At 37.1% G+C, this 14,268-nt stretch carries 13 protein-coding genes; 8 read left to right on the top strand and 5 right to left on the bottom strand.

Annotated features, from left to right (window positions below; all coding sequences use genetic code 11):
- Window positions 1-16 precede the first annotated feature (16 nt).
- Together OQ267_RS13890 and OQ267_RS13895 are read right to left on the bottom strand one after the other, a co-directional pair.
- Complete coding sequence (locus OQ267_RS13890; RefSeq protein WP_029284071.1) at window positions 17-769, bottom strand: ABC transporter ATP-binding protein; 753 nt, start codon at window positions 767-769, stop codon at window positions 17-19.
- A complete protein-coding gene (locus OQ267_RS13895) occupies window positions 769-1,503 on the bottom strand; it encodes an MlaE family ABC transporter permease (protein ID WP_029284070.1) in 735 nt (244 codons plus the stop codon). The genes OQ267_RS13890 and OQ267_RS13895 overlap by 1 nt, the downstream gene beginning before the upstream one ends.
- Before the next feature lie 144 nt (window positions 1,504-1,647).
- On the opposite strand from OQ267_RS13895, the gene OQ267_RS13900 reads away from it, so the two are divergent.
- From OQ267_RS13900 to OQ267_RS13915, 4 genes are all read left to right on the top strand, one after another.
- Window positions 1,648-2,337, top strand: a complete 690-nt coding sequence (locus tag OQ267_RS13900; RefSeq protein WP_265836380.1) for an SDR family oxidoreductase — start codon at window positions 1,648-1,650, stop codon at window positions 2,335-2,337.
- A 19-nt stretch (window positions 2,338-2,356) separates the two neighbouring features.
- Window positions 2,357-3,052, top strand: a complete 696-nt coding sequence (locus OQ267_RS13905) for a PspC domain-containing protein (RefSeq protein WP_265836382.1) — start codon at window positions 2,357-2,359, stop codon at window positions 3,050-3,052.
- A 5-nt stretch (window positions 3,053-3,057) separates the two neighbouring features.
- The gene (locus OQ267_RS13910) at window positions 3,058-4,035 is read left to right on the top strand and encodes a LiaF transmembrane domain-containing protein (RefSeq protein ID WP_265836384.1); all 978 of its coding nucleotides are present in this window, start codon (window positions 3,058-3,060) and stop codon (window positions 4,033-4,035) included.
- Window positions 4,036-4,120: 85 nt separating this feature from the next.
- A complete protein-coding gene (locus OQ267_RS13915; protein ID WP_265836386.1) occupies window positions 4,121-4,732 on the top strand; it encodes an RDD family protein in 612 nt (203 codons plus the stop codon).
- 108 nt (window positions 4,733-4,840) lie between these two features.
- Here OQ267_RS13915 and OQ267_RS13920 read toward each other — a convergent pair whose 3' ends face one another.
- A complete protein-coding gene (locus tag OQ267_RS13920) occupies window positions 4,841-6,037 on the bottom strand; it encodes an ATP-binding protein (RefSeq protein ID WP_265836387.1) in 1,197 nt (398 codons plus the stop codon).
- 162 nt (window positions 6,038-6,199) lie between these two features.
- Here OQ267_RS13920 and ispG point away from each other — a divergent pair, with 162 nt between their 5' ends.
- A complete protein-coding gene (gene ispG, locus OQ267_RS13925; RefSeq protein ID WP_265836389.1) occupies window positions 6,200-8,176 on the top strand; it encodes a (E)-4-hydroxy-3-methylbut-2-enyl-diphosphate synthase in 1,977 nt (658 codons plus the stop codon).
- 51 nt (window positions 8,177-8,227) lie between these two features.
- Window positions 8,228-9,502 (top strand): mechanosensitive ion channel family protein, encoded by a 1,275-nt coding sequence (locus tag OQ267_RS13930; protein WP_265818973.1) that lies wholly within the window; start codon window positions 8,228-8,230, stop codon window positions 9,500-9,502.
- A gap of 22 nt (window positions 9,503-9,524) precedes the next feature.
- Here OQ267_RS13930 and OQ267_RS13935 read toward each other — a convergent pair whose 3' ends face one another.
- Window positions 9,525-10,352, bottom strand: a complete 828-nt coding sequence (locus tag OQ267_RS13935; protein WP_265836391.1) for an alpha/beta hydrolase family protein — start codon at window positions 10,350-10,352, stop codon at window positions 9,525-9,527.
- A 123-nt stretch (window positions 10,353-10,475) separates the two neighbouring features.
- The gene (locus OQ267_RS22460) at window positions 10,476-10,868 is read right to left on the bottom strand and encodes a DoxX family membrane protein (RefSeq protein ID WP_088300289.1); all 393 of its coding nucleotides are present in this window, start codon (window positions 10,866-10,868) and stop codon (window positions 10,476-10,478) included.
- A 104-nt stretch (window positions 10,869-10,972) separates the two neighbouring features.
- On the opposite strand from OQ267_RS22460, the gene hemA reads away from it, so the two are divergent.
- Together hemA and hemC are read left to right on the top strand one after the other, a co-directional pair.
- Entirely contained in the window at window positions 10,973-12,199 is a 1,227-nt protein-coding gene (hemA, locus tag OQ267_RS13945; RefSeq protein WP_088300288.1) for a glutamyl-tRNA reductase, read from the top strand.
- A gap of 361 nt (window positions 12,200-12,560) precedes the next feature.
- Window positions 12,561-14,150 carry a hydroxymethylbilane synthase gene (gene hemC, locus OQ267_RS13950; RefSeq protein WP_265836392.1) on the top strand — a complete coding sequence of 530 codons (1,590 nt, stop codon included), beginning with the start codon at window positions 12,561-12,563 and terminating at the stop codon, window positions 14,148-14,150.
- Window positions 14,151-14,268: the final 118 nt, after the last annotated feature.

The following is a 14,268-nucleotide window of genomic DNA, read 5'->3' on the forward strand; positions in this document are numbered from 1 at the left end:
GCAATGATAGTTGTATTTAAAACTTGTCTTTTGCAGCTTTCATAAAGCGACTTGCGAACACAAAGTCGTTCAACTCTTTAATGTCTGTATGCGCAATTTCCTTATTACTACCTTCCCAAAATTTCTTACCTTCATGCAGGAATAAAATATAATCTCCAATCCCCATTACAGAGTTCATATCATGGGTAACTACAATGGTAGTGGTTTTGAATTCTTCGGTTAACTCCTGAATTAATTCATCAATAACAATGGAAGTTTTTGGATCCAATCCAGAATTAGGCTCATCACAAAATAAGTATTTAGGATTCATTGAAATGGCACGGGCGATACCCACACGTTTCTTCATTCCGCCTGAAAGTTCTGCCGGGAACAATTTGTTTTTGCCAGCCAGATTAACGCGTTCCAGACAAAAATTTACGCGTTCCAGCTTTTCTTTTCTGGTTTGATCAGTAAACATATTCAGCGGAAACATAATATTATCCTCTACCGTCATACTGTCAAATAGGGCAGAACCCTGAAAAAGCATTCCGATTTCTTTACGCACTTCGATCCTTTGTTCGTAAGTCATAGGGGTAAAGTCGCGGCCATCATATAAAACAGAACCGGAATCTGGCTGATGTAAACCAACCATACATTTCAGCAAGGTTGTTTTACCAGAGCCCGAACCTCCAATAATCAAGTTCGTAACACCCTCTTCAAACTTACCGGAAATGCCTTTTAAAACGTCATTGCCCGAAAATGATTTATATATATCTTTAACTTCGATCATTACAATAACAATTGGGTAACTAAATAATCGCAAACAAGAATAGAGATACAGCTAATTACAACTGCCCTGGTACTGGCCTGAGAAACTTCTAAAGCTCCGCCACGAACATAAAAACCTTCATATGCCGGAACTGAAGTAATAATAAATCCAAAAACAAAAGCTTTTACCAAAGCAACCACAATGGTATAAGGGTTAAAATCTGTGGTGATTCCCTGAAGATATTCTGCCGGAGTAACTGCACCTGATAGTGAACCGCCAAGATAACCACCAGAGATACTTAAAAACATAGAGATGATTACCAGCATAGGTACCATGGTAATGCCTGAGATGATTTTTGGAAGAATTAAATAACCCGGCGCATTAATGCCCATAATTTCCAGTGCATCAATCTGTTCGGTTACACGCATAGAGCCAATTTCAGATGAAATAGCAGAGCCGATTTTTCCAGCCAGCACAATTGCGCTGATGGTTGGACTTAACTCCAGAATACTCGAATCTCTGTTCACTGAACCGATAATGGTTTTAGGTATAAAATCACTCACCAGCTGGAAAGCAATCTGGAGGGTCATTACTGCACCAATAAATGTAGAGATGATGGCGATAAGGCCCAGTGAGCCCACACCTACATAATCCATTTGCTTGGCAATTTCCTTCAAATATATTTTAAGTTTTTCCGGCCTTCTGAATACAGATTTGAGTAGCAGGATGTATCTCCCGAAATTGGTAAAATTCATTCCGTATGTATTGCTTAATTTAAATGATCATTTATATTACTACAAAGAAACGATAAAAAAGTTGTCGGTCTTTGATAATTGCAAAAATATTCGTGGTTTTGATTATTAATATGGTTTTTTGTCAACAAAATTAAATAACGGGAAATGAAAGCGGTAATCACGGGCGCAACAAAAGGCATTGGTCGGGCAATAGCAGTTAAACTTTGTAATGAAGGGTATGATTTGGCATTGGTAGCCAGAAGTTCGCATGATTTAGATGAACTGCGTGAAAAACTTGCGCAGCCAGATCGAATGATTAAAACTTATCAGGTAGATTGTTCTATTAAGGAAGAGGTTTATCAATTTCTTCAACAGGTAAAAAATGAATTCGGCCATATAGATGTTCTTGTTAATAATGTAGGTGTTTATATGCCAGGCAGTTTGTTAGATGAAACGGATGAAGTTTTCGAAGCGCAACAAGCGCTAAACGTTAATGCAGCTTATTACATCAGTAAATTTTTGGGGAAAGAAATGCGTTCAAGGCGCTGTGGACATATTTTTAACATCTGTTCGGTGGCGAGCAAAATCCCTGTCGAAAATGGTGGAAGTTATAGTGTAACAAAATCAGCGATGTTAAGTCTTAATCATGTATTGCGGCAAGAGTTAGCACCACACCATGTTAAAGTAACAGCCTTTTTGCCGGGTTCAACAAAAACAGCTTCTTGGGAAGGAACAACTATACCAGATGAGAAATTTGTACAACCCGCCGATATTGCTGAAACGCTTTATGCCATTTTAAACTTAAGTAAAGGGGCAAATGTTGATGAGATTTTAATCACACCGCTGGATTTTTAAACGCTAAATAAACAGCATTATGGAAAAGAAGCTTTTTAGAAACGAACATGATAAGATGATTGCCGGGGTAGCTTCAGGACTTGCAGACTATATGCAGGTTGAGGTTACCATAATCAGATTGTTATTTGTATTGTCAACCATTTTTATGGCTGGGGCCGGTTTGATCGCCTATGTGATCATGTGGATCATCGTTCCGGTTAACAATGATCCGGCATCCAGGTTCTCAAAATTTAACGATTATTTTAATCAAAAAAATACCAGTCCATTTGGTAATCCATCTCCATTTACCGGACCTGCAGGAAGTGGAAATCCAAACTGGACGCAACCTGTAAATGAAGGTGCTTCAAAAACGGCTTTCGAAACCCAGCCCGATTTCAATAAATTTAATAAGCCTAATGATACCGGGCGTACAGTTGCTGGCTTGGTGATGCTGGTGATTGGTTGTTTCTTTTTAATGCGGGAAATGGATTTCATCCCGGATTGGTTTACCATCAGAAACCTGTTTAAGTTTATGTGGCCATTAATCTTTATTGCCTTAGGAATCAGCATTATCGCTAAATCAAAAAGAAAAAATGATTGGCAGGCTTTTCAGCAGCAACAAAAGGCTGCTGAAGAAGATAAAAAGGCAGATTTTTCAGATGTTGTTGCAACACCGGACGATCCAACATCTCAAGAGTCTAAAGAAACTATAACAACTCACCCTCCTCAATTATAAATTTTATGAAATTAGATAGATTAATTTGGGGTATTTTACTGCTTTTTATAGGTGGTGTACTTCTACTCGAAAACTTTGGAATAATCAACTTTTACTGGCGTAATGTCTGGGGCTTCTGGCCAATATTCTTAATCATTGGCGGACTGAATATTCTGTTCAACAGAAATAATTCTCAAACCGGCAGTATTATATCTATAGCTGTATTGGTAGTGGCATTGTCATTTCTCTTTATCAGAGGACAACAAATTCCTGAGCGTGGTTCATGGTGGGGCAGTCATTTTAAGAAAGGCGTGGATATTGATATCGATGACAATGATGATGACAATGATAATGATGGAGATACATCATCCGTGAGAGAATTTAAGCTTTCAGAACCTTTTGTATCTACAGATAATGCAAAGAAAACAATATTGAACATTGCTGGAGGCGGAATATCTTTCAATTTAAATGGAGAAACTTCTGAATTGATTGATGCGAATGTTAAAGGGAAAAATGGTAATTTTTCATTGAAAAAAGCAGTAACGGATAGTGCCACTATTCTTACTTTCCAGCTGGATGATAAAAGAAAAAAATGGAACTTTAATAATGGTTCTAATGATGTCGACTTTCATTTAAATAAAACTGCGAACTGGGAAATTTTCATGAAACTAGGTGCAGGTTCAGCTGATCTCGATTTTCAGGATTATAAAGTGCGCACATTCCGTTTTGATGGTGGCGCTGCAGCTTTAGATATTAAACTTGGTGAATTGTTGCCCATTACTGATGTAATTGTGAAATCAGGCGTGGCAGATGTGAAGATTAAGGTTCCCGTTAATTCTGGTTGCAGAATAAAAACGCAAACCGGCTTATCGGCAAAGGATTTCGCAGGATTTGAAAAAATAAGTGACGGACTTTATGAAACTTCAAATTATAAAGCATCCACAAACAAAATTTTCATCAATTTAGACGGCGGATTAAGTAACTTTGAAGTAAGTAGATACTAAAAAGGTTGAAGGTTTGAGGGTGGAAAGTTGAAGGCTATACATGGTCTGGCCTTTAAAAACTTTGATCTTAAAATCTAAAAATCCAATGAATCCTGATCAATATACAGTTGTAATTAATGGTAAGCCACAAGGCCCTTACGTTTTATCAGATCTGGAGGGGTTAAACATAACGCCCAATACCTTCATTCGCACACCCGGAATGGACGATTATAAAGAAGCTCATGCAATTCCCGAATTGCGTGAGCTTTTAGGCTTTAAATATCAAAAAACTGCTCCTCAATATTTTGCCGCGTTTGACCAGCGGTTACTTGCTTCAGTGATCGATCACTTTATTATTTTTGGAATTTATACGGTTATCATTCTCACCAGTTATATTTTTATACAAGGAAAGGATGAAAGAATTATGGCTTTTATAGTGCCATTTCCTGTCATTTTTATCGTTAAATTAATTTATGGTGTATTTGCAGAATCATCATCAAGGCAAGCTACCATTGGTAAAAGGATGCTGAATATTAAGGTGACAGATTTGGAAGGAAGCAGGATAACCACAGGTCGTTCCATGGCACGCAATTTTTCTAAAATCTTATCTGTAATTCCTGTTTTTTTTGGCTATCTGTATTGCTTTCTTAATAAAAAAAATCAATGCTGGCACGACATTACTGCTGATACTTTAGTAATTAGAGATAGGTTGATATAGAAAAGCTGGATATACTTTTGCGATTTAGGACAAGCCAAATAGCAGAAATCAATATTCCGGCTTTGATAATATTACTTCTATTTTGATTATTTTCTAAATTATAATAAATTAATAAAGTAGACCAAACATCCATAAAGGAATTTTATTGCCTATACCCGCTTCCATGTCATCAACGGCAAAGAAAGAATTGTCAATCCCGGTTAATTGTTTAGTTGATTTTTCCTTACCTCCGATTTCAAAAGTGAATTGATCATTAATATAAAAATCGCCTTTAAGAGGTAAATTAATAGCATGCCCGGCATTTGTAAGCTGATTCATAAAAAAGGCTTCACGTAAAGAACCTTTCTCTGTGTTATTTGGACTTAAAGCAAATGATAGATTTGTATTTTCTAAAAAAATTTTATCAGGTTTTTGTAAGGTACTAATGCTTTTACCAGCCGCCGAAAGCGTATTTATTAATTTTGCATTGTGTAAGTAATACAAATACTCTACAATTGCATTTCTACTAATTCCTGTTTTTTCGCTTAAATTGCTAATGTTAGGTTTAAAAGGGACATTAGTTGATAAAATATAAAGTAATTGATAGATTTTTCTGGAATGATGTGGGTTAAAACCTGCTATAAACTGTAAATCTTCTTCTATAATTAATCTAACAACCTTTTCCAGTCGTAGGTGATAGGTATTGATATTTTCTACAAAAAAAGGATAGTAACCATGTTTTAAGTATTCATTAAAGTACTGTAATGGCTTAAATTTTGAAATTAAATCATGTGCAATTTGAATATGATTTTGAAGCAAATCCTCTAATGAAATAGCATCAAGATTTATAATATTACTAAAACTTAAAAATTCTCTGTAAGATAATCCTGTTAATTCGTATTGTACTGCCCTACGGCTTAAATCTATTTTTTGTCTGGAGATATCGATAATAGATGAACCTGTAAATACGATTTTTAAGTCTTTGTAAAAATCGTATATATTTTTTATTTCTTTTGCCCAATCCGGGTATTTGTGTACTTCATCAATAAATAATATTTTTCCTCCATTTTGTCTAAATTCTTCTGCAAAGTCTGATAATTTGTTATTGGAGAAATAAATATCATCCATAGAAACATATAACGCTTCATCACTTAAACCATAATTAGCTTTAATGTGCTGTAAAATCAAGGTAGTCTTGCCAGTCCCTCTGGCGCCCAAAATGCTAATAATTCTATCGCTCCAGTCTATCCTTTTTGATAATGGCCTCACAATATTCATTGTTTGTTGCTGTACAATTAAATTTGATTTAAGCCGTAACTTTTCCATTTTGATAGTATTTATAAGCAAAAATAGTAAAAATTGCTATAAAAAAATAGCAAAATAAGGGAAAATTGCTTTTAATTATTAGCAAAATAAATTTTTACTATCTTAAAATTTTAACAATCCATCAATTTAACAATTAAACATTTAGCCTATCTTTGCCGTAGCATGGAAAATTTATCGGTAAAGCATGAGTTAGGTGGAGGGTATTGCAACAGTTTAACGCAGTATTCCAGGTTTTTAACCCGCGAAGTTAAGATTGGAGACATCGCTTTAGGTGGTCATAACTCCATTCGTATCCAATCGATGACAACAACCGATACCATGGATACCATTGGAACAGTAGAGCAAACCATTCGCATGGTAGAATCTGGATGTGAATATGTTCGTATCACCGCACCCAGCATAAAAGAAGCTGAAAATTTAGCTAATATTAAAAAGGAATTACGTTTCCGAGGCTATGATGTCCCACTGATTGCTGATATTCACTTCACACCAAATGCAGCTGAAATGGCTGCAAGAATTGTTGAGAAGGTAAGGGTAAATCCGGGTAATTATGCTGATAAAAAGAAGTTTGAAAATCTGGAATACACGCATGACGCCTATACCGCTGAACTGGAAAGAATTAATAAAAAATTTATTCCACTGATAAAAATCTGTAAAGAATATGGTACTGCCATGCGTATTGGAACCAATCATGGTTCACTTTCAGACCGGATCATGAGTCATTATGGCGATACACCAAGAGGAATGGTGGAATCTGCTATGGAATTTATCCGCATGTGTGAGGCCGAAAATTATTATAACCTGGTGATCTCTATGAAAGCCAGCAATACACAGGTAATGGTTCAGGCTTATCGTTTATTGGTTGAAACCATGGTGAAAGAAGGCATGAATTATCCTTTACACCTGGGCGTAACAGAAGCAGGAGATGGCGAAGATGGACGAATTAAATCTGCTGTAGGCATTGGTACTTTGCTGGAAGATGGTTTAGGTGATACCATTCGTGTTTCCTTAACGGAAGACCCTGAATTTGAAGCACCGGTAGCAAAAGCTTTGGCTGATCGGTATGTGAAAAGGAGTTTGGAGTTTGAAGTTCGGAGTGCGGAGTCGCCGATTATACTCCTAACTCCTAATACTCAACTTCCAACTTACTCTCCATATGCCTATTCAAGAAGAATTACCCAGTCTGTTCAGCACATTGGTGATCATCACCACCCTTTGGTCATGATTGATGTTTCAAAAGAAAACCTAAAAGATCCTTACCTTTTGAATTCGGTTGGCTATAATTACAGTGCGGGATTAGATAAATATAACCTGGCCGATCAGGCATGTGACCTCGCTTTTCTTGGTGATAACCTGCCTTCCTTTTCTTTCCCTGGAAATTTAAAGCAGGTTTATAACTATCATACATGGCTAAATCTTCGTGATAAAAACAACTGTCATCCTCTATTTTCCCTAGAAGAATTTAGCAGGACTGAAGTGAAGGATGAGTTCTTGAATTTTGTCAGAATTGATGCGAGCCAACTAACCACTTTAACAACTGTATCACTAAATAATGTTGTGCTCATTCTCGAAACATCCGCTAAACACGGAATGGCAGAACAAAGGGCATTTTTTATTGCTTTGCAAAGCCTGAACATGCAAATTCCGGTCATCATCAGAAGAAGTTATGAAAATCTGGATGCAGATACCTTAATGCTTTATGCTGCAACAGATTTTGGTGCACTATTTACGGATGGTTTTGGTGACGGAATCTGGATAGATGCACCAGGCCTGGATCTTGCATTAATTAACTCCACCAGCTTTGGTATTTTGCAGGCCACACGTACACGCATCAGTAAAACTGAATACATTTCTTGCCCAAGTTGCGGCAGAACACTTTTTGACTTGCAGGAAACCACACAACTTATCCGCTCAAGGACCGATCATTTGAAAGGGCTTAAGATCGGAATCATGGGCTGCATTGTAAACGGTCCGGGTGAAATGGCCGATGCTGATTATGGATATGTAGGTACAGGTCCAGACAAAATTACGCTTTATCGTGGTCAGGAAGTGGTGAAGAAGAATGTTAATACGGCTTTTGCTTTAGATGAACTGATTGAAATCATTAAGAATGACGGCAATTGGATAGAGAAGGTTTAATCGCTTCCTTAAGTCATCTAACATTTCCAAGAATAAACCTAAATTGCGCTCATGAACCTATTCGAGTTTGAATCCATTTTTAATGAATTAAGAAAACTCTTAATCGAACAGGGATTAACAGGCGGAGCATTAATTTACAGCTATTTTCTACTTGGATCAATTGGTGTTACACTTTTTCTGTTCATCACGATTTTTGTTACGAGACAGGTTTTTATTGGTGTAGTCAAAAGTGCAAAAACTAAATCAGACTGGCAGCTAGCCTTATACGAATTTCGTGTTTTCAGGGCTTTTGCCTTAATATTCGGTGCCTACATCATTTATAATGCCGTTCCGTATGTTTTTATTGATTTTAAAAACTGGTATTTCTACGCCATTATTTTTTCTAAAATTTATGTGGTGCTGGCAACCATGTTCGCCATTAATGCCTTTTTAAATGCGTTGGTTTCTGTGATGGAATCGTCACGAAAATATGCTGATAAACCCATCAGGAGTTACAAGCAGGTAGCTAAAATTATCATTTATATCTTTGGTTTTGTGTTGATTTTATCCATCATACTTAACCAGTCGCTTTTGTATATTTTTGGAGGATTTGGAGCCGTTACCGCTGTTTTTATTCTAGTATTTCGCGATCCAATTTTAGGCTTTGTGGCTTCAGTGCAAATGAGTGCCATCGATTTGGTTCGTGTTGGTGATTGGATTACCGTAGAAAAATATGGCGCCGATGGAGAAGTAACCGAGATCAATTTAACTACCATTAAAGTGAGAAATTGGGATAAAACGGTTACTATTGTGCCTAGTTATGCCATTGTGAGTGAATCTTTTAAAAATTGGCGGGCGATGGAAGAAAGTGAGGGGAGGAGGATTAAACGCCACATTAATATTAAAATATCGAGCATAAAATTTTGTGATGATGATTTAATCAGCCGTTTGCAAAGCATTGATTTTTTAAAGGATTACCTCAAAGAAACGCAATTACAAATTGAGCAGTTCAACGCTGAAAATACCGTGAATCCCAATAACCTGGTAAACGGGCGTCATATGACGAATATTGGCACTTTTAGGGTTTACGCTGAGAAATACCTGGAAAGTAATCCTTCCATTAATACCGATTTAACTTTTATGGTTCGCCAGTTACAGGCCACTGAAAACGGACTCCCAATAGAAATATACGTTTTCTCGAAAGAAAAGGCATTGAAAAAATTTGAAGAGGTTGCTGCAGATATTTTCGATCACCTGCTGGCTGCCGTACCTTACTTCGATCTGGAGATTTTTCAAAGTCCTAGTGGAAGTGACATGAGAAGATTTGTTGAAAAAGGGAATGATTAAACATCCCCTCTTTGCTATCAATTTACTCATCTAAAAAAGTTAAACACCGTTCACAAACCTTCAATAAAAGTGGTGGTAAGGTTTCGGTTTCATAAGGATGAGATGCGCCATATACATGATTGGCACCTTCAATTTTCGCCAGTCTGCTATTCGGATTGGCATCTGCTAATTTTTGTGCATGCTCAAAAGGGACATTTACATCATCATCACCCTGAACAATTAACCACGGAATGTTAATGCGTTTAGCTGCATCAATGATGTTGAATGTCTGAGTATTTTGCTCAAAATCTTCCAGTAAAGTAACGTTTAACGGCATTTGTTCTTTCGTCCTTGCATTGGTTACGAAGATTTTGCCTGTTTTTTTCCATTCCGCTTCCTGTTCCTTTTTCCAAAGACTATTGAAGCTCGAAATAGCGCTCCAGGTGATGAGCTTATTAATTCTCACATCATTTGCGGCCTCAATGATGGCTAATCCACCACCTCGACTATGGCCAATTAAATTTACTCGGGTTTCACTACCGTAAGCTTTGGTTATAAAATCGAGTACTGCATTTACATCAAAAAGCTCTTTAGAAATGGTATTGCTGGCAAAAGCTTCCATATCAGTAACATCTACAGGATAATCTGCAGGTACGCCACCATGTGATAAATTGAATTTAATATACCTGTATCCATTGCTGGCGAAATATCTGGCCACCAGATGATGTGTGCCCCAATCTTTAAACCCTTTAAAGCCATGCACGAAAAGTACAATTGGGGTATTAGGGTTTTTATCATCAAAAGTAATATCTCCAATAATTAGTTTTCCATCTGAACCACTTAAGCTAAAATCATTTTGTATAATCATCATTTAAGGAATTGGTGTATAAGATAAACTTACTAAAACTGATTTTGTTGTAAATTTGTGTGCGCTTATCATATCCTTTTGCTGGTGTTATGCAAAATAGGAGGAGTAAATTCTCATTACCTTATCCTATTTTCGATAATAATACCAGGCCCAGCCGATCAATAATAGTTGAAATGGTAATCTCACCCAAGCAATAAGGGGTGTTACCAAAATTTTGCCAAGCTGAAAGGGTGCGATCTGAATCATGTATATATGTGCAGGTAGGAATGCAACTAACATCAGAATAATAAATAAAGCAGCCAGTTTTTTTGTTCTTGAAAAAAGCAGCATTATTCCTGAAACAATTTCCATCATACCAGATAGATAAATTAAAAATGCATGAGCCGGCAACCATTTTGGCATAATGGCGTGATATGCGGGTGTTGATATAAAATGATTAATCCCTCCCAGGATATACAAAAGGCCATATATCCCTAGGAAAGTTTTGTAAATAATGTTTCGATTGTCAGTGTTTTGCATCTATTTAAAACCGTTCTAAATTAACCTAAATTACAGATGAATGACGGTGACATGCATCATCCATGCTACTTTTGTATCCCGATAATAGTTAACAACGGAAGCACTTGGAATATTTAAAAGTAATAGCTTTTACGCATCACCACATCGACCTGAAATCTTTAGGGAAATTAGTTATTTGTGACCAGAGTTTGGATAGCAGGTTGAAGAATATTCAAACTGAGCTTCCTGTTAGCGAAATTTTTTACGTTGGAACCTGTAACCGTGTAGAGTTTGTTTTTTTGACTAAGGAGAAAACAGATAAAGAATTTGTTACCCGGTTTCTTACGGTGTTGGACATGGGTTTGCCTCCGGAGTTTATGGAGCGTTTCCTTGATAATGTTACCGTTTTCGAAAACGAAGAAGCTTTCAACCATCTTTTAAGAACGTCTTGTTCTTTGGAAAGTTTGGTGGTTGGCGAAAAAGAAATTCTTGCACAGATACGTAAAGCTTATGAAAACTGCCGTGATGCAGGTTTTACCGGCGATTATATGCGTATGATTATGGAGCGGGTGGTTAAAACTGCGAAAGAGGTTTATACGCATACGAACATTTCAAAAAATCCGGTTTCTGTGGTTTCTCTTGCTTATCGCAAGCTTAAAGAATTAAACATGTGCGGCAATTCACGTGTATTAATCATTGGAGCAGGTGAAACCAACCAGAATATTGCAAAATATCTTAATAAACATAAATACTCAAACTTTTCTATTTTTAACCGTACCCTATCTAAAGCAGAATCTTTAGCGGGAGAGTTGAATGGTAAAGCTTATCCTTTAGAAGCTTTAGAAGATTTTACGGAAGGCTTTGATGTGATTATTACCTGTACAGGTTCTACTGAAGCCATTATCAATGAAGCCCTTTATGCTAAGCTATTAAATGGCGATACGGGGAAAAAGGTAATTGTTGATTTAGCGATCCCGAACGATGTGGCCCCCGCTGTTATTCACAATAACCCGGTTCATTACATTGAAGTAGAATCTTTAAAAGAAGTTGCCCGTAAAAATATCCAGGAACGTTATAATGAATTGGTTCACGCGGAGGATATCATCAATGCCAATATCGCTGAGTTTTTTACCGTACTGAAACAACGCCGGATTGAACTGGCCATGCAGGATGTTCCACGGAAGATTAAAGAAATCAAAAATACGGCATTGAATGGCGTATTTGCAGATGAAATTAGCCAGATGGATGAAGCTTCCCGCGAAGTTCTGGAACGCGTAATGAATTACATGGAGAAAAAGTGCATCAGTGTACCGATGATTATGGCCAAAGAAATTCTGGTTAAAGAATCTTAATTTAACCGCTAAGAACGCTTAAGGTACGCCCAAAGTACGTTAAGTTAGGTTTTATCTCTTTTGGGTTTAATCAGGGTGAACAAATTCTAGATGTAATGCTCTTCGATTAAAGCTTATACTTTTTTACCCTCCTGATCTGGTCAAACGAATTCATTTTACTTACAATTTAGCATTTTAAATCTCTGTTTCCTAAAGGGTTTTTAGCCTAATTAATAAATAACTATCCAGCTACGGGAACTTCTCATTGTGATTTAAATTACGCTACTTTCATCTCAATCTCCCTTCTCTGTAACCTCACTGTCTCATTTTTAAACAATTTATAGTTTCAAGCACTATTTACCTTAAATTTGCTACTCATCAAATGTTTATAGTGAAGAAATTAACCATCGGAACACGCGGTAGCGACCTCGCTTTATGGCAGGCTAATCATATTCAAAGTGAGTTAGCTGCAATTGGAATAGAAGCTGATATTAAAATCATCAAAACACAGGGCGATAAAATCCTGAATTTGAGATTGGATAAATTAGAAGGAAAAGGTTTTTTTACCAAAGAACTGGAAGAAGAGCTCCTGGCTGGTACAATTGACCTGGCCGTTCACTGCCTGAAAGATTTGCCGACCAATCATCCTGCAGGCTTAACTATTGCCGCTATTCCTCCACGTGAGGAAGCCACTGAATATCTATTGATTTTAAAAGATTGCGTAGATGTATCCCAGAAACTTTCATTGAAAAAGGGTGCCATGGTGGGTACTTCATCAAACAGGAGAAAAGCGCAATTATTGGGCTTACGGTCTGATTTGGAAATTGAAGATTTACGGGGAAATGTACCTACACGTATCCAGAAATTGAGGGATGAAAGCTATGATGCCATTATGCTCGCCAAAGCTGGTATTAAACGGTTGGGTTTAGATGTTAGTGAGTTTCATGTAGAGGAATTAGCACCTACTACATTTGTTCCGGCTCCGGCTCAGGGTGCTTTAGCGATACAAATCAGAGAAAATGATCATGAACTCTTTGAAGCACTTCAAACACTACACGATCCCTTAACTGCTAAAGAAGTGGGTGTGGAACGTAAAGTTTTGAACTTGTTTGAGGGAGGGTGCCATATGCCGTTAGGCTGTTACTGCAAAGAAGAAGATGGTGTCTTTGAAGTATGGACATCAAAAGCTGAAACCGCAGATGATTTTCCTGAACGCTTGTTTTTGCGCTCAGAAACGACGGAAGGTTTGGCCGAAAAAATCGTTGCCAAGTTTAGTCAGGAAAGAAAGAAGCCGGCTAAAGTTTTTATCTCACGCGAAATTGGAGAACATAGCTATTTTCGTAAAGCACTGGAAAGCAAAGGAATTGAAATTGAAGGCCGTTCTTTAATTCGTACTTTTCCTATCGTAACGGTTTTAGATCAGTTTATTTTAAAAAATATTGATTGGATTTTCTTTAGCAGCCGAAATAGTGTGGAGTATTTTTTCAATCTTAAACCGCATTTACCTAAGAAAACACAATTTGGCGTAGTAGGTAGGGGGTCGGAGGATGCCTTGCGTAAGTTTGGTCATGTTGCCAATTTTGTAGGTGAAAGTGGTGATATTACAGAAGTTGCTGAAGATTTTGCAAAGCTGGTTTCAGGAAAAAATATCCTGTTTCCAAGGGCACAGGATTCATTGCAGTCTATCCAAAAATCTTTGCCAGCTGATGCTAAAATTATTGATTTACCCATTTACGAAACGGTAATTGAAGAAAACATCGACCAGAGTTATGCTGATGTGTTAATTTTTACCAGTCCATCCAATGTAGATGCCTATTTTGCTGATAATTTGCTAGAACCTGGGCAACAAGTAATTGCCATCGGTAATTCAACAGGGAAAAAGTTTGATGAGATGGGTGTAAAATATGCCTTGCCATATTCTCCTGATGAAATCGGATTAGCAGAGGCCGTTTTTGGAATAGAAATTAAATAGAGGTTGAGGGTTTGGAAGCTAAAAGATTAGTGCTGAAAGCAAAACGACTTACTCATAACAGTGCTATTAAATAAGGAATCGGTGAAATCACTTCCAAGGAAAAATGAATACTCAAGTC

It is taken from the genome of Pedobacter sp. MR22-3, assembly GCF_026240075.1.
In the GTDB taxonomy this organism is placed as follows: domain Bacteria; phylum Bacteroidota; class Bacteroidia; order Sphingobacteriales; family Sphingobacteriaceae; genus Pedobacter.